This is a genomic window from Mesorhizobium sp. B2-4-3 (genome assembly GCF_006442815.1).
Lineage (GTDB): Bacteria > Pseudomonadota > Alphaproteobacteria > Rhizobiales > Rhizobiaceae > Mesorhizobium.
This window is the reverse complement of sequence record NZ_VFVL01000005.1, coordinates 37,009-52,936: the sequence shown is the minus strand read 5'-3', so window position 1 is coordinate 52,936 and position 15,928 is coordinate 37,009. Positions and strand designations below refer to the sequence as shown.

At 65.0% G+C, this 15,928-nt stretch carries 16 protein-coding genes; 15 read left to right on the top strand and 1 reads right to left on the bottom strand.

Annotation, left to right across the window (positions count from 1 at the left end; genetic code table 11):
• The first annotated feature begins 13 nt into the window (after positions 1-13).
• From FJ956_RS07290 to FJ956_RS07235, 11 genes are all read left to right on the top strand, one after another.
• Complete coding sequence (locus FJ956_RS07290) at positions 14-1,021, top strand: ABC transporter permease (protein ID WP_140673070.1); 1,008 nt, start codon at positions 14-16, stop codon at positions 1,019-1,021.
• Positions 1,014-1,862, top strand: a complete 849-nt coding sequence (locus FJ956_RS07285) for an ABC transporter permease (protein ID WP_140673068.1) — start codon at positions 1,014-1,016, stop codon at positions 1,860-1,862. The genes FJ956_RS07290 and FJ956_RS07285 overlap by 8 nt, the downstream gene beginning before the upstream one ends.
• Positions 1,859-2,737: an ABC transporter ATP-binding protein gene (locus FJ956_RS07280; protein ID WP_140673066.1), complete on the top strand. Its 879-nt coding sequence runs from the start codon at positions 1,859-1,861 to the stop codon at positions 2,735-2,737. The genes FJ956_RS07285 and FJ956_RS07280 overlap by 4 nt, the downstream gene beginning before the upstream one ends.
• Positions 2,730-3,560, top strand: a complete 831-nt coding sequence (locus tag FJ956_RS07275; protein WP_140673064.1) for an ATP-binding cassette domain-containing protein — start codon at positions 2,730-2,732, stop codon at positions 3,558-3,560. Before FJ956_RS07280 ends, FJ956_RS07275 begins: the two co-directional genes overlap by 8 nt.
• A gap of 75 nt (positions 3,561-3,635) precedes the next feature.
• Entirely contained in the window at positions 3,636-4,235 is a 600-nt protein-coding gene (locus FJ956_RS07270; protein WP_140673063.1) for a VOC family protein, read from the top strand.
• A gap of 137 nt (positions 4,236-4,372) precedes the next feature.
• Positions 4,373-6,667 (top strand): bifunctional salicylyl-CoA 5-hydroxylase/oxidoreductase, encoded by a 2,295-nt coding sequence (locus FJ956_RS07265; RefSeq protein ID WP_140673062.1) that lies wholly within the window; start codon positions 4,373-4,375, stop codon positions 6,665-6,667.
• Positions 6,664-7,437 (top strand): SDR family NAD(P)-dependent oxidoreductase, encoded by a 774-nt coding sequence (locus FJ956_RS07260; protein ID WP_140673061.1) that lies wholly within the window; start codon positions 6,664-6,666, stop codon positions 7,435-7,437. The genes FJ956_RS07265 and FJ956_RS07260 overlap by 4 nt, the downstream gene beginning before the upstream one ends.
• On the top strand, positions 7,431-7,895 hold the full coding sequence (locus FJ956_RS07255; protein WP_140658297.1) for a MarR family transcriptional regulator: 465 nt from the start codon (positions 7,431-7,433) through the stop codon (positions 7,893-7,895). The genes FJ956_RS07260 and FJ956_RS07255 overlap by 7 nt, the downstream gene beginning before the upstream one ends.
• Entirely contained in the window at positions 7,892-8,704 is an 813-nt protein-coding gene (locus FJ956_RS07250; protein WP_140673060.1) for an enoyl-CoA hydratase family protein, read from the top strand. Before FJ956_RS07255 ends, FJ956_RS07250 begins: the two co-directional genes overlap by 4 nt.
• A gap of 231 nt (positions 8,705-8,935) precedes the next feature.
• Positions 8,936-10,084: an acyl-CoA dehydrogenase family protein gene (locus FJ956_RS07240; RefSeq protein WP_140673059.1), complete on the top strand. Its 1,149-nt coding sequence runs from the start codon at positions 8,936-8,938 to the stop codon at positions 10,082-10,084.
• Between the two features lie 43 nt (positions 10,085-10,127).
• Complete coding sequence (locus tag FJ956_RS07235) at positions 10,128-10,523, top strand: RidA family protein (protein WP_140673058.1); 396 nt, start codon at positions 10,128-10,130, stop codon at positions 10,521-10,523.
• A 227-nt stretch (positions 10,524-10,750) separates the two neighbouring features.
• Here the strand turns inward: FJ956_RS07235 and FJ956_RS07230 are convergent, their stop codons facing one another.
• Positions 10,751-11,842: an LLM class flavin-dependent oxidoreductase gene (locus tag FJ956_RS07230; RefSeq protein ID WP_140673057.1), complete on the bottom strand. Its 1,092-nt coding sequence runs from the start codon at positions 11,840-11,842 to the stop codon at positions 10,751-10,753.
• A 121-nt stretch (positions 11,843-11,963) separates the two neighbouring features.
• Here FJ956_RS07230 and FJ956_RS07225 point away from each other — a divergent pair, with 121 nt between their 5' ends.
• The 4 genes from FJ956_RS07225 (at position 11,964) to FJ956_RS07210 (ending at position 15,888) form a co-directional block, all read left to right on the top strand.
• Entirely contained in the window at positions 11,964-12,725 is a 762-nt protein-coding gene (locus FJ956_RS07225) for an HpcH/HpaI aldolase/citrate lyase family protein (RefSeq protein WP_140673056.1), read from the top strand.
• Between the two features lie 225 nt (positions 12,726-12,950).
• The gene (locus tag FJ956_RS07220; RefSeq protein WP_246671976.1) at positions 12,951-14,141 is read left to right on the top strand and encodes a pyridoxal phosphate-dependent aminotransferase; all 1,191 of its coding nucleotides are present in this window, start codon (positions 12,951-12,953) and stop codon (positions 14,139-14,141) included.
• Between the two features lie 89 nt (positions 14,142-14,230).
• Complete coding sequence (locus tag FJ956_RS07215; RefSeq protein WP_140673054.1) at positions 14,231-15,028, top strand: ABC transporter substrate-binding protein; 798 nt, start codon at positions 14,231-14,233, stop codon at positions 15,026-15,028.
• A 185-nt stretch (positions 15,029-15,213) separates the two neighbouring features.
• Positions 15,214-15,888: an amino acid ABC transporter permease gene (locus FJ956_RS07210; RefSeq protein ID WP_140673053.1), complete on the top strand. Its 675-nt coding sequence runs from the start codon at positions 15,214-15,216 to the stop codon at positions 15,886-15,888.
• Positions 15,889-15,928 lie beyond the last annotated feature (40 nt).

The following is a 15,928-nucleotide window of genomic DNA, read 5'->3' as shown; positions in this document are numbered from 1 at the left end:
GGCATATGGGCACATGCTGCTGCAGAGATTCCTCATTCGTCTGTTGACGATGCTGGTGACGCTGTTCGGCGTCGCCATCGTCGTCTTCATCGTCATCCGCGTCGCGCCCGGCGACCCGATCGCCATGATGCTGCCGCCCGGCGCCAGCAATGACGACATTGCGCGGCTGCGCGCGCTCTATGGGCTGGACAAGTCGATCGTGCAGCAATTCTTCATCTGGCTGGGCGGCGTGCTGCACGGCGATTTCGGCACCTCGATCTCGCTGCGCCAGGATGTGCTGGGGCTGGTGTTCAACCGGCTGCCGGCGACGCTGGAGCTTGCGACCGTGGCGCTGCTGATGGCGATCGCGATCGGCGCTACCGCCGCGATCCTCGGCGCGCGCTCGCGCGGCACGGCGATAGAGGCCGGCATCGACATCGCCAGCGGCGCGACGCTCTCCATCCCCGATTTTCTCTGGGGCCTGGTGCTGATCCTGCTGTTCGGCGTGCTGGTGCCCGTCTTCGACATTTCCGGCCGGGTTTCGCCGCAGCTCGATCTGCCCTTCGCCACCCAGTTCTATCTGGTCGAGAGCATCCTCAGGCTCCGCTTCGACCTCACCTGGGACCTGCTGAAACACATGCTGATGCCGGCCGTGGCCCTGGCGCTGCCGCTGGCGGCGATCATCGCCCAATTGCTCAAACAGTCGCTGAAGGAAGTGCTCGATCTCGACTATGTCGTGCTGGCGCGCGTGAAGGGGTTTTCCGAGACGCAGGTGATCCTGCGCGAGGCGCTGAAGAACGCGGCATTGCCGACGCTGACGCTGGTCGGCGTGCAGTTCACCTTCCTCATCGGCGGCACGGTGATCGTCGAGCGGCTGTTTTCCTATGAAGGTCTCGGCAACATGGCGATCGACGCCGTCATCAACCGCGACCTGCCGCTGATCCAGGGGATCGTGCTGGTCTTCGCGCTGCTTTTCGTGCTGATCAACCTCGCCGTCGACATGATGTATGCGCTGCTCAATCCGAGGCTGCGCCATGGATGAGGCGCGCATCGCCCGATGCGGCTTGAGCCCGCGGCTTTGGCTGGCCGGCGGCTGGCTGTTGCTGGCGCTGCTGGCGGCGATCTTCGCGCCATTGATCGCGCCGCAGGACCCGCTGGCGCAGGACCTGATGCTGGAGCGTCTGCCGCCCTTCTGGCTTGACGGCGCCGAGCCCGGCTATTGGCTGGGCACCGACAGCCTTGGACGTGATCTCTTGTCGCGGCTGATCTTCGGCGGCCGCATCGCCTTCATCGTCGCCTTCGCGGCGGCGACGTCCGCCTGCCTGCTCGGCTCGACGCTGGGGTTGATCGCCGGCTATTTCGGCGGCTGGCCCGACCGCATCATCTCGCGCATCGTCGATGTCTGGATGGCGTTTCCGCCGGTGCTGTTCGCCATTTTGCTGGTCGCGGTGCTGGGCACGGGCCTGAGCTCCGTCATCCTCGCCATCGCGATCATCGACTGGACGCGTTTCTGCCGGGTGATCCGCGCCGAGGCGATGGGCCAGTCGCGCATGGATTATGTCGAGAATGCCCGCATCGCCGGCTACGGCCGCGTCGGCATCATGCTGCGCGAAGTGCTGCCCAATGTGGTGCCGTCGATCGTGGCGCTGCTGTCGCTGGAGATGGGCATCGCCGTCATCGTCGAGGCGATCCTCTCCTTCGTCAATCTGTCGATCTCGACCGACGACCCGACCTGGGGCAGCATCATCGCCGAGGGACGGTTGTCGATCCATCAGGCCTGGTGGGTGCTGGTGTTCCCGCTCATCACGCTGATCCTCACCGTGCTGTCGTTCAGCCAGTTCGGCGAGGCGCTGAAGACGCGCTTCGATCCGGTGCTGCGATGAGCGCGTGCCTCGACATCCACCGCTTGAGCGCTGTGCTTCCCAACGGCCAGCGCGTGTTGCGCTCGGTATCGCTCACTGTCCAGCCGGGCGAGGTCCGCGCGCTGGTCGGCGAAAGCGGCGCCGGCAAGACGATGATCGGCAAGGCGGTGCTCGGCGTGCTGCCGAAAAGCGTGCGCATCGTCGAAGGCGAGATGCTGATCGAGGGCGAGGATCTGGGTCGACTCGACGCCAAGGCGCGGCGGACCCTGATCGGCGCGCGAACGGCGCTGATCCCGCAGGATCCGCTGACCGCGCTCAACCCGTCGCGGCGCATCGGCCCGCAGATGACCGACCGGCTGGTGCGCATTCTCGGCTGGAGCGCAGAGAGAGCCGACCAGCGCATCCGGCAATTGCTCGACGAGGTGCATATCCGCGATCCCGAGCGCGTGCTGAAAAGCTATCCGCATGAATTGTCGGGCGGCATGCGCCAGCGCGTGCTGATCGCGGCTGCCTTCGCGGCGGAACCGAGGCTGATCGTTGCCGACGAGCCGACGACGGCGCTGGACGTGACCGTGCAGAAGCAGATCCTGCGGCTGATCGCGCAACTGCAGCGCGATCACGGCACGGCGATCCTGTTCGTCACCCATGACCTCGGCGTCGTCGCCAAGATCAGCCAGAAGGTCTCGGTGCTCTATGCCGGCAAGGTGGTCGAGGAAGCCGAGACCGCGCAGCTCTTCGCGGCCCCGCAGCATCCGTACACGCGCGCGCTGATCGCGGCGACGCCGCGCTACACTGATCCCTTCGCGTCACTGAGACCGGTGGACGAGAGCGTGCTTGCCGGGCTGGCGGCCGAGATCGCCGCCGCCGACAAAGGCTGGAGGCCCAGCCATGGCTGAGCCGCTGTTTTCCGTGCGCGGGCTGAAGGTGGCGCTGCCCGACATGACGCGCAAGCCGCTGATCGGCCGCGCGCCGCTGGTCGAAATCCTGAAAGGGCTGGACTTCGACCTGCCAAAGGGATCGGTGACCGGCATCGTCGGCGAGTCGGGCTCGGGCAAGTCGACGCTCGGACGCGCGCTGGTGCGCCTGCTGGAACCAAGCGCCGGCAGCATCAGCTTCGATGGCCGCGATATCACCCATCTGCCGGAGGCGGAGCTGCGGCCACTGCGCCGCAATCTGCAGATGATTTTTCAAGATCCGATGTCGTCGCTCAACCCGCGTCGCACCATTGCCGGCGTCATCGCCGCGCCGCTCAAGCAAAATGGCCTTGGCGACAATCTGAAGGATCGTGTCGCCGAGGCGCTAAAGCGCGTCGGCCTGCCACAGAGTTTTGCCAGCCGTTACCGCCACGAACTGTCGGGCGGCCAACGCCAGCGCGTCGGCATTGCCCGCGCTCTGGCGCTATCGCCGAAATTCGTGCTGGCCGACGAGATCGTCTCCGGCCTCGACGTCTCGACGCAGGCGCAGATCCTGACGCTGCTGGAAAAGCTGGCAGCGGAGATGGGCCTGACCGTCGCTTTCATCAGCCACGACCTGTCGGTGATCCGGCGGCTCTGCCAGCAGGTCATCGTCATGCGCGAAGGCAGGATCGTCGAGGCCAGCGCCACCGACGCGCTATTCGCCAGCCCGAAGGAAACCTACACGCGCGACCTGCTCGCCGCCATTCCGCTGCCGGAGATCGATCCGGACTGGCTGCAGCCAGCGGCGAAGGCGCCTGAATGAACTGAGCTATCCGCACGCCGACCAGCGGGACTCGGATGTGCGCAAGGACAAGTGAGCCCGCCAACGGAGGGTGACATGAACTACGCAACTCGCGGCGCGATGCTTGCCGCAATCCTGTTCGGCTCAATGGGAGCCGCATCGGCGGATGCGATTCCCGGCATGCGCGGGCACGACCACACCGGCATCACCGTGCCCGACATGAAGCAAGCCGTCGACTTCTTCACCACTATCGTCGGCTGCAAGAAGGCGATGGCGTTCGGGCCGTTCGCCGACGACAAGGGCACCTTCATGCAGGACCTGCTCGGCGTCGATCCGAAGGCGGTGATCGAGGAGATCACCATGGTGCGCTGCGGCTATGGCTCGAACATCGAGTTGTTCAAATACACCGCGCCCGACCAGAAGGACCTGACGCCGAAGAACAGCGACATCGGCGGGTTCCACATCGCCTTCTATGTCGACGACGTCGCCGCCGCGAAGACCTATCTCGAGGGCAAGGGGGTGAAGACCCGGATGGGACCGCTGCCGGTGAAGGAAGGGCCAGCCGCCGGCCAGACCATCCTCTATTTCCAGGCGCCATGGGGCCTGCAGTTGGAGGCGATCAGCTACCCGGATGGCATGGCCTATGAAAAGGGCGCGGAGACGGTGCTGTGGAGTCCAAAGGATCCGACCAAGTGAGTTGATACAGAGCGCGCGCTTGGCCATCGTTCAATTATGAAACTTTAAGCTTGAAATAATTGCCGCCGAGCGTGATACTGATATCCGGAGCCGTCGTCCATCCGGCGGTTCCGGAAGCTAATTGGAGATCGCAAGACATGAAGGTTGCGGTTCTCGGCGGCGGACCAGCCGGCCTCTACTTTGCCATCTCGCTCAAGCTGCGCGATGCCGCGCATGAGGTGACGGTCTATGAGCGCAACCGCGCCGACGACACGTTCGGATGGGGCGTGGTGCTGTCGGCGGAGACGCTGGAGAACCTGACAAAAAACGACCCGGTCAGCGCCGTCTGGATCAAGAAGCATTTCGCCTATTGGGACGACATCGCCGTCATCCATGACGGCGTGCGCACGGTGTCCTCAGGCCATGGCTTCTGCGGCATCGGGCGAAAGCGGCTCTTGGTCCTCTTGCAGCGGCGCGCCCGCGAGCTCGGCATCAAGATGATGTTCGAGACCGATATTTCCGACCCCAAACCCTTCATGGAAACGCATGACCTGGTGGTCGCCGCCGACGGGTTGAACTCGAAGTCACGCGCGGCCTTCGCCGATGTCTTCAAGCCCGACATCGACACCCGCAAATGCAAGTTCGTGTGGCTGGGTACCACGCAGAAATTCGACGACGCCTTCACCTTCATCTTCGAGAAGACCGAGCATGGCTGGGTATGGGCGCATGCCTACCAGTTCGACAGCGAGACCGCGACCTTCATCGTCGAATGCAGCGAAGAGACCTGGGCCGCCTTCGGCTTCGGCCAGGTGACGCAGCAGGAATCGATCGCGGTCTGCGAGCGCATCTTCGCAAAGCATCTCGGCGGCCATGCGCTGATGACCAACGCCAACCACATTCGAGGTTCGGCCTGGATCAATTTCCCGCGCGTGTTGTGCGAGCGCTGGTCTTACAAAAACCTGGCGCTTATGGGGGATGCCGCGGCTTCAGCGCATTTCTCCATCGGCTCCGGCACCAAGCTCGCGCTGGAAAGCGCGGTGGCGCTGGCCGATTATGTCGAGTCCGAGCCGGACCTCGAGGCGGCCTTCCGAAAATATGAAGATGCGCGGCGCACCGAGGTGCTGAAGCTGCAGTCGGCGGCGCGCAATTCGCTCGAATGGTTCGAGGAAGTCGAACGATATCTCGGTTTAGATCCAGTTCAATTCAACTATTCGCTGCTCACCCGCTCGCAGCGCATCAGCCACGAGAACCTTCGCCTGCGCGATGCCGAATGGCTGGCGGGCGCCGAGGAATGGTTCCAGCGCAAGGCCGGCGCCGGCGGCAACAGCTTACGCCGCGCGCCGATGTTCGCGCCGTTCAAGCTGCGCGACATGACGCTCACCAACCGCATCGTCGTCTCGCCGATGGCGCAGTATAAGGCGATCGACGGCTGCCCGACCGACTGGCATTTTTCGCATTATGCCGAGCGCGCCAAGGGCGGCGCCGGCCTGCTCTACATCGAGATGACCTGCGTCAGCCCGGAAGGGCGCATCACGCCCGGATGCCCGGGCTTCTATAAGCCGGAGCATGAGGTCGCCTGGAAGCGGCTGGTCGATTTCGTCCATGCCGAGACCGAGGCGAAGATCTGCGCCCAGATCGGCCATTCCGGTGCCAAGGGCTCGACCCGTGTCGGCTGGGAAGGAACCGACGTGCCGCTGCCCTCCGGCAACTGGCCGGTGGTAGCGCCGTCGGCCGTCGCGTGGTCGCCGAAGAACCAGGTGCCGAAGGCGATGGACCGCGCCGACATGGATCTGGTCCGCGGAGAATTCGTCGCGTCGGCGAAGATGGCCGCGCGCTGCGGCTTCGACATGCTGGAGATCCATGCCGCGCACGGCTACCTGCTGTCGGCCTTCATCACGCCGCTGACCAACCGGCGCACCGACGACTATGGCGGCTCGCTGGAAAACCGCATGCGCTATCCGCTGGAAATCTTCCATGCGGTGCGCGCGGTGTGGCCGGCCGAAAAGCCGATCTCGATGCGCATTTCGGCCAATGACTGGGTCGGCATCGAAGGCGTCACGCCTTCGGACGCGGTCGAGATCGCGAAGATGCTGCACGAGGCCGGTGTCGACCTTTGCGACGTATCGGCCGGGCAGACCTCGATCGCCGCCAAGCCGGTCTATGGCCGCATGTTCCAGACGCCGTTTTCCGACCGTATCCGCAACGAGGTCGGCATGGCGACGATGGCGGTCGGCAACATCTATGAGCCGGACCATGCCAACTCGATCCTGATGGCCGGTCGCGCCGACCTGGTGGCGCTGGCCAGGCCGCATCTTGCCGATCCCTACTGGACGCTGCACGCGGCGGTGACGCTCGGCGATCGCGGCGTCAAATGGCCCGATCCCTATCTGCCCGGACGCGACCAGATCTACCGGCTGGCCGAGCGCGAAGCGGCAGCGGGGCTCAAAGTATGAGCGCCGCGCGCGAAATCACCGGCAAGCACGCGCTGGTCACCGGCGGCGGCTCCGGCGTCGGCAAGGCCATCGCGCTGGCACTGGCGGCGGAAGGTTTGGCCGTCACCATCTGCGGGCGGCGCGAAGCTGCCCTTGCCGAGGTCGCAATGGAAAGCGACCGCATCTTTGCTGCCACCGCCGATGTCGCGAACGAGGCCGACATGGCGGCCCTCCACGAGAAGGCGGAAGCCGAGCGCGGACCATTCGACATCGTCGTCGCCAATGCCGGCATGGCGGGCAGTGCCCCGGCGCACAAGACTTCGCTGGCCGACTGGCAGCGCACGCTCGACGTCAACCTCACCGGCGCCTTCCTGACTGTGAAGCCGGCGCTCGCGGGAATGCTGGGGCGCAAACGGGGCAGGATTGTTTTCGTCGCCTCGACCGCGGGCCTCAAAGGCTATGCCTATGTCGCGCCTTACGTCGCCGCCAAGCACGGCGTGGTCGGGTTGATGCGGGCTTTGGCCGCCGAAACAGCCAAATCCGGAGTCACCGTCAACGCCGTCTGCCCGGGCTTCGTCGAAACCGACATGCTTGAGGAATCCGTCCAGCGCATCGTCGAGAAGACGGGACGTTCCACCGATGAGGCGCGAGCGAGCCTCGCGGCGACGAACCCGCAAGGGCGTTTCATCCAGCCGGAGGAAGTCGCTGCGGCGGTGCTTTGGCTGTGCAGCGACGCCGCGCGGTCGATCACCGGGCAGGCAATCTCGGTCTCGGGAGGTGAAACATGGTAGCGGGACCTACCTCCGCCGGACCGGGCAAGGACAGGCTGCGGCTGTGGATACGCCTGCTGCGCGCCTCGCGCACCATCGAGGCCGAGCTGCGCGAGCGGCTGAAGAAGGAGTTCGACACGACGCTGCCGCGCTTCGACGTGATGGCGGCGCTCTACCGCGTGCCGGAAGGCATGCTGATGAGCGACCTGTCGCGCTTCCTGCTGGTGTCGAACGGCAATGTGACGGGCATTGTCGACCGGCTGGTTTCCGAAGGGCTGGTGACGCGGGCGCGTCGCAATGGCGACCGGCGCACCTCTATGGTGCGACTGACCGAGGAAGGCACGAAATCTTTCGCCGCGATCGCCGCCGCGCATGAGAGTTGGGTCGGCGAGCTGCTCGGCAATGTCAGCGAGGACGAGGCACGGCGGCTGGCCGGCATGCTGAAATCGTTCCGCAGCAATTGGGAGGGACGCGAATGAGCGCCATGGCAAAGCTCAAGCCAAAACACTTCCTCTGGGAGGTCGAAGGCAAGGTCGCGAAGGTTCGGCTCGATCGTCCCGAGCGCAAGAACCCGCTCACCTTCGACAGCTATGCGGAGCTGCGCGACACGTTTCGCGACCTGGTCTATGCCGACGATATCGATGCCGTCGTGTTCCTGCCCAATGGCGGCAATTTCTGCTCGGGCGGCGATGTCCACGACATCATCGGACCGCTGGTCAAGATGGACATGAAGGAACTGCTCGCCTTCACGCGCATGACCGGCGACTTCGTCAAGGCGATGCTCAACTGCGGCAAGCCGATCATCGCGGCTGTTGACGGCGTCGCGGTCGGCGCCGGCGCGATCATCGCCATGGCCTCCGACATCCGCATCGCCACGCCGGACGCGAAGACCGCCTTCCTGTTCACCCGCGTCGGCCTGGCCGGCTGCGACATGGGCGCCTGCGCGATCCTGCCGCGCATCATCGGCCAGGGCCGCGCGGCCGAGCTGCTCTACACCGGCCGCACCATGAGCGCCGCCGAGGGCGAGCGCTGGGGATTCTACAACCGCCTGGTCGAGCCGGCGGCGCTCGAAGCCGATGCGCTCGACATGGCGGCGCGGATCGTCGCCGGGCCGACCTTCGCGCATGGCATCACCAAGACGCAGATCAACCAAGAATGGTCGATGGGCCTCGAGCAAGCGATCGAGGCGGAAGCGCAGGCGCAGGCGATCTGCATGCAGACCGGCGATTTCGAACGAGCGTACAAGGCGTTCGCGGCGAAGGAAAAGCCGGTGTTCGAGGGGGATTGATGATGGGTGCGTTATTGGCAACGCTGGCGGGACAGCGCCCCCCTCTGGCCTGCCGGCCATCTCCCCCACTTGGGGGGAGATCAGACGTCACGCGGGCTTTCGCCAACCGCCAACGCCGCAGGATTGAGCGAGGCGCCGAAACTGCCAATCTCCCCCCTCGTGGGGGAGATGTCCGGCAGGACAGAGGGGGGCGCCGTAGAGCGCAAACCTCGCAGAACTGCGGAGGCACAAATGCCTGACCGCTCCTTCCTCAGTTGGCCCTTCTTCGAAGACCGCCACCGCCAACTCGCCGACAACCTCGACGCCTGGTGCCAACAAAACCTCCCCGTCGACCACCACGACGTCGACGCCGCCTGCCGCGAACTCGTCGCTAAACTCGGCCGCGACGGTTGGCTGAAGCCGACGGCGCTGGACCTCGCCAATCCCACCCCACTCGACGTGCGCACGCTCTGCATCACGCGCGAGACGCTGGCGCGGCATGACGGGCTCGCCGATTTCGCCTTCGCCATGCAGGGGCTGGGCACCGGCGCGATCACGTTGTTCGGGACGCCGGAGCAGCAGCGCTGGCTGGAGAAGACGCGGGCCGGAAAGGCCATCTCGGCTTTCGCGCTGTCGGAGCCGCGCGCGGGATCGGACGTCGCCAACATGGAGATGACCGCTGTCCGCGACGGCGACGAGTATCTGCTTTTCGGCGAAAAGACCTGGATCTCCAATGGCGGCATCGCCGATCTCTATGTCGTCTTCGCCCGCACCGGCGAGGCGCCGGGCGCGAAAGGGATTTCCGCTTTCGTTGTGCCAGGCGACGCGAAGGGGCTCAGCGTCGCCGAGCGGCTCGAGGTCAGCGCGCCACACCCGCTGGCGCGGCTCTCCTTCGACAATGCGCGAGTTCCGGCTTCCGCCCTGATCGGCAAGCCCGGCGATGGTTTCCGCATCGCCATGTCGGTGCTCGACGTGTTCCGCTCGACGGTCGGCGCCGCGGCCCTCGGCTTCGCACGACGCGCGCTGGACGAGAGCGTCAAGCGGGCGAGCGAGCGCAAGCTGTTCGGCGCGCCGATGGCGGAGCTGCAGATGGTGCAGGGCCACCTCGCCGACATGGCGCTGGATGTGGATGCCGCCGCGCTGCTCATCTACCGCGCCGCCTGGACCAAGGACATGGGCGCCGCGCGGGTGACGCGCGAAGCGGCGATGGCCAAGCTGTTCGCCACCGACAAGGCGCAAGAGGTGATCGACAAGGCGGTGCAGCTGCATGGCGGCGACGGCGTGCGCAGGGGCCACATCGTCGAGAGCCTCTATCGCGAGATCCGGGCGTTGCGCATCTATGAGGGCGCTTCGGACGTGCAGAAGGTGGTGATCGCCAGGCAGGTGATAGGCGGGGCGTGACGCGATGCCTTGCGAACCAGATTTGTAATAGGGGGAGCCAGACATGCATACGATCCTGCAGCCCGAAGGCTGGGCCAAGCCGATCGGCTACGCCAATGGCGTGGCCGCGCAGGGACGACTGGTGTTCGTCGGCGGCCAGGTTGGCTGGAACGCCGAATGCAAATTCGAGACCGACGACTTCGTCGGCCAGGTGCGCCAGACGCTCGCCAATGTCGTCGCCGTGCTCGCCGAAGCCGGTGGCGAGCCACGGCACATCACCTCGATGACATGGTACTTCACCGACAAGGCCGAGTATGTTGGCAACCTCAAAGGCATCGGCAAAGCCTACCGCGACGTGATCGGCCGGCATTTCCCGGCGATGGCCGCCATGCAGGTGGTGGCGCTGGTCGAGGACCGTGCCAAGATCGAGATTCAGGCCATGGCAGTCATCCCGGAATAAACACCATCGCTTCGTCATCCACGGGCGGAGCAAGGAGCGATAGCGACGCAGCGCAGACCCGAGGATCCATTCCGCGACTTGTAAGCGTCGCGACGGTGCAGAATTCTGCGCCGCCGCGCCCTGCGTCCGAGGTAACGGGATGGATCCCAAGGGTCTCCGCGACGGAGCTTCGCCCAAGGGATGACGAAGTCGGGGAAGCCGCCGCCAACAGGCGAAGCGATCAGCTATTATCCTCGGAGTCCTGCCTGTCTCAAAATCGGCAGCACGTGGTCGCAGAAATAGGGCAGTTCCTGGGTGTAGTTGACGAAGGACAGCGCAATGCCTTGGTAGCCATGCGCGGCGATCGCCGCCATGTCGGAGGCGATCGTCTCCGGGGTGCCGATCAGCGGATAGGTGCCGGCACCGCCGGCGAAACGCTGGCGGTAGCGGTCATAGGCATGCGGGTCGTGCGACTGCGAGAATTCCTTCTTGCCGGCCATATGGGCATCGACCGCTTCGTGATCGGCCATCGTGACGGCGTAGCGCGTGTAATAAGCTTGCGCCTCCTCCATGGTCGGGCGGCAGACCACATGCGCCACGGTGTAGACGCCGACGTCACGGCCGACCTTGGCGGCGCGCTCGCCGATATCGGCGACATGCTTGCCGGCATCGCTCATCTCCGAGAAGGTCGTGAAAAGATAGTCGCATCTGGCGGCGGCGAAATCCCGGCCCGGTCCGCCAAAAGCGGCGTTCATCGTCACCGGGCGCGGCACCTGCAGGCTGGCCGGCCGGCTCACCGCCTCCTTCAGCCGATAGTAAGCGCCCTCATAGTCGAGCGGCTCGCTTGAGACATAAAGCCGTTCGAGTATCTCGATCCACTCGGCTGCCTGGTCATAGCCTTTCTCGACCAGCGGCGTCCCGAACATGCCGAATTCCTTCGGGTTCCAGCCGCAGACGACGTTGAGCCCCGCCCTGCCCTGGCTGATATGGTCGACCGTCGCCAGCGCCTTGGCGGCATAGAGCGGATGCACCAGCGGCACATGCACGGTCATGAACAAGCCGATCTGTTCGGTCGCGGCGGCAAGCGCCGCCGCCCAGGTGAAGGTCTCGAAGGAGAATTCGCGCACCTTGTTGCGGCCGCCGAAGCCGCGCCAGCGGGCGATCGGCAGCATGAATTCGAGGCCCGCGCGATCGGCGATCTGCGCCGCCGTCAGATTATCCTGCCAGCTTGCCGTCCAGCGTTCCGGCACATCGGTGATGGCCAGCCCGCCATCGGCGTTGGTGGAAAAGACGCCGAGCTTCAGTCTGTTCGGGCCGTGCAGGGGATGCGCTTTGATCATGTCCGGAACTCTTGGGCGGAAGATCCACACGCTAGGCCCGGGCGAAAATATTTCAAGCCTGAAACAGCTTCGCCTCGCCGCCGTTTGCGGATATGCATTGGGCAACACGAAAGGGACAGGCATGAGCGAGTTCCGCCAGAAATGCATCGGCAAGGCGAACCTCATCGGGTCCTTCGCCGCCATCCCCCATCCGGTCGCTGTGGAAGTGATGGCGTCGTCCGGCCTCGATTTCCTCTGCATCGACTGGGAGCACGCGCAGATTTCGCGCGAGACGATCGAGACCATGCTGCGCGCGGCCGACGTGCATCGCGCGCCGACTATGGTGCGTGTTCCCGGCCATGCGCCGGAAGCGATCCAGGCGGCGCTGGACAGCGGCGCGCAAGGCGTGCTCGTGCCGCGCGTCTCGACCGCAGAGCAGGCCGCAATGGCGGTGAGGGCCTCGCGCCATCCGCCGCAAGGCGAGCGCGGCGTCGGCCCCGGCCGGGCCTCGGGCTACGGCTACCGCATCCCCGAATATCTTGCCGCCGCCAATGACCGGATTGTCGTTGCCATTCAGGTCGAGACCGCCGAGGGGCTGGCCAATATCGAGGCGATCGCAGCCGTCGACGGCATCGACGTGGTCTTCGTCGGCCCTGGCGATCTTTCGGTGTCGATCGACGCGGTCGGACCGGCAGGCGCGGACAAGCTCTCCGAGGCGATCGGAACAATCATTCGCGCGACGATCGCACATGGCAGGACTGCCGGCATATTTTGCGCCAGCCCACAGACCGTCAGCCGATGGGCAGCCATCGGCGCGAGTTTCTTCGTGCTGGCCAGCGACACGATGTTTCTTGGCGCCGGCGCCGCGGCCAACTGTACCGCCGCGCGTGCCGAACTTGGCTAAGGCATGTTGATATTCAGGTGATGCCGGCCTGACATCAACACGCCTAATGACGATCGCGGTCAAAAGGCCTATCGGCGACAGGCCAACCAACTTTTTAAGCTTAAAACTTTTGCCTTGAAAAGCGCCGCGCTTTGGATAGCATCCGAAGCTGATGCGACTGCCGTGGCGGAGGGGCTTTTCCGGTCGGTCCATCATTGGTGGAAGGGGTTTCAGTCCTTGTCGTTTGTGTTGCCCCAGTCGTCGTCCAGCGCGCGCTATGCTTTCGATGGCGTGCGGGCGCAAATTCGCGACCTGCACACGGAAAACATCGCAAACCTGGCGGTTCGCGCGCGAGAGCTCGGCGATGTCATCGCGCTCTGGTACGGCGAAGGCGACCTGGTGACGCCCGCCTTCATCCGCGACGCGGCGAAGGCCGCTTTCGATGAGGGCCTGACCTTTTATGTTCCCAACATGCGCGGGCACGGCCCGCTGAACGAGGCGCTGTCGGAGTACCAGACGCGCATCCATGGCCGCCCCATCCCGATCGCGCGCACCACGGTGACGCCGGGCGGCATGCAGGCGCTGTACCTTGCGCTCGAGCTGCTGGTCGATACCGGCACCAACATCGTCTATGTCGCGCCACAATGGCCGAACATCCATAACGCCATCCACCTGATCGGCGGCGAGCCGCGGCCGTTCTCGCTCGACTTCACGGATGACTGGCGGCTCGATCTCGACCGGCTGTTCGCCACCTGCGACGCGCGCACCCGCGCCATCTTCCTGTCGACGCCGTCCAACCCGACCGGCTGGACGGCGACGCGCGAGGAGATGCAGGCGCTGCTCGACTTCAGCCGGCGCACCGGCACCTGGATCATCTCCGACGAGGTCTATGGCCGGCTCTATTTCGACGGCGACGTCGCGCCCTCGATCCTGCAGATCGCCGAGGACGGCGACCGGGTGCTGTCGGTCAACAGCTTCTCGAAAGCCTGGGCGATGACCGGTTGGCGAATCGGCTGGCTGACGCATCCTTCCGGCGTTGCCGACCAGCTCGGCGCGATGACGCAATATATCAACAGCGGCACCGCGGCCCCGATCCAGGCCGGCGCCGTGGCGGCGATCCGCCAGGGCGAGCCGCTGGTCGAGGAAATCAGACAGCGGATCAGGACCGGCCTCGACCTTGCCTATGACAGGCTGGCGCAAATCCCCGGCATCATCCTGCCGACCAAACCGCGCGGCGGCATGTATGCCTTCTTTGCGCTCGAGGGTGAAAGCGACGCCCGGCAAGCCTGCGCCAGGATCCTGGAGACGGCCCGCGTCGGGCTGGCGCCCGGCCATCTCTTCGGAAGCTCGGCAACGGCATTCCTCAGAATGTGCGTCTGCCGCGACCGCGACCAGATAGCGACCGCGCTCACCCGCATGGTCGCCGCCATGAATTGACGTCCCGCTGGGAGGCGGGACGGCAAGAAACCGTGCGGGGTCAGCCCCGCCCGATCAACAACCAGAGGGAAGACCCAGAGGGAAACCAAATGAGCTTTACGCGTCGCAACCTGCTTGTTCTGGCCGCCGCCATCGGCGTCGCCGCCGGCCCCGCCACCGCTTATGCCGCCGATGTGCTCAATGTCGGCGCCTACCCGACCAATCCGCCCTTCGAATACAAGAACGAGAGCGGCACTTTCGAAGGCTTCGAGGTCGACATCGTCAACGAGGCGGCCAAGCGCATCGGCATGACCACCGACATCGCCGATCTCGGCTTCCAGGCGCTGTTCGCGGCCACCACCTCCAAGCGCATCGACGTCGCCATCTCCTCGATCACCATCACGGCAGAGCGGCTGAAGTCGCAGTCCTTCACGCAGCCCTATTATGATTCCGACATGGGCATCGCCACCAAGACCGACAGCGCGATCAACGCCGAGGCAGATCTCAAGGGCAAGGTCGTCGGCGTGCTGTCCGGCTCGACCGGCGAGACCTGGGTCAAGGACCACCAGGCAGCCGACGGCTTCAGCGACGTGAAGGGCTACGACACGCAGCAGAACCTTCTGCTCGACCTCAGCGCCGGCCGCGTCGACGCCGCCGTCAGCGACGTCCCCGGCATGCAGTACTCCTTCCAGAAGATGAAGGACCTCGTCGTCAAGCAGCGCATCAAGACCGGCGAACAGTACGGGCTGATGATGACCAAGGACCATCCGCTGCTCGGCAAGCTGAATGACGCGCTGACGGCGATGAAGAAGGACGGCACGCTGGCCGCCATCCACAAGAAGTGGTTCGGCACCGATGCGCCGGCCGATTCCTCGACGGTCAAGGAAATGCCGCTGCCCAAGGCCTGAGCGGACTGACGAAAAACGAGCCGTGTCGGCTTTCGAGGCCCGCACGGCTCGTTTCCTTTCTCCCGGAACCCAGGGCAGACCTGATCTGATGTTTCGGGCCTCTACCCTCGTTTTTACGCAATTCCGGACGGAAAACCGTTTCACACGTTTCCTGGAATTGCTCTGACACGGTTCGGGAACACCCCATGTCGCTGATCGACACCTTCTTCAATCCCGACGTCATAGTGTCGAGCCTGCCGGCGCTGCTGCGCGGCTTCCTCAACACGCTGCTGCTTGGAATTATGAGCATCGTCATCGGCATCGTCATGGGGCTGGCGATCAGCCTGGTGCGGCTCTACGCGCCAAAACCGCTGCGCTGGCTCGCCATCGGCTACACCGACATCTTCCGCGCCTTGCCGGTGCTGGTCGTGCTGATCCTGATCTATTACGCGCTGCCTTTCCTCGGCATCCGCCTGTCGTCCTGGGCGTCCGCCGTGACGGCATTCGCCATCATCATGTCGGCCTATTCGGCCGAAGTGTTCCGCTCCGGCATCGAGAGCATTCCTAAGGGCCAGTTCGAGGCGGCGCAGGCGCTCGGCCTGCCGTTCATGCTCACTCTGCGCAAAGTGGTGCTGCCGCAAGCCATCCGCGTGGTCATCCCGCCGATGACCAGCAATTGCGTCTCGATGTTCAAGGACACTTCGCTCGCCTCGACCGTGGCGCTGCCGGAACTCTTGAAGGAAGCGACCAATGCGCAGTCGCTCTACGCGAACCCGTCGCCGCTGATCGGCGCGGCGCTGGTCTACCTGATCTTCCTCTGGCCGATGGTTCGCCTCGTCAGCCTGCTCGAGCGCCGCTTCCAGACAGAGAAGACGCGCTGACGCCAACCAGTCCCCATCCAAGTCCTTCGCAGGAGCTTAC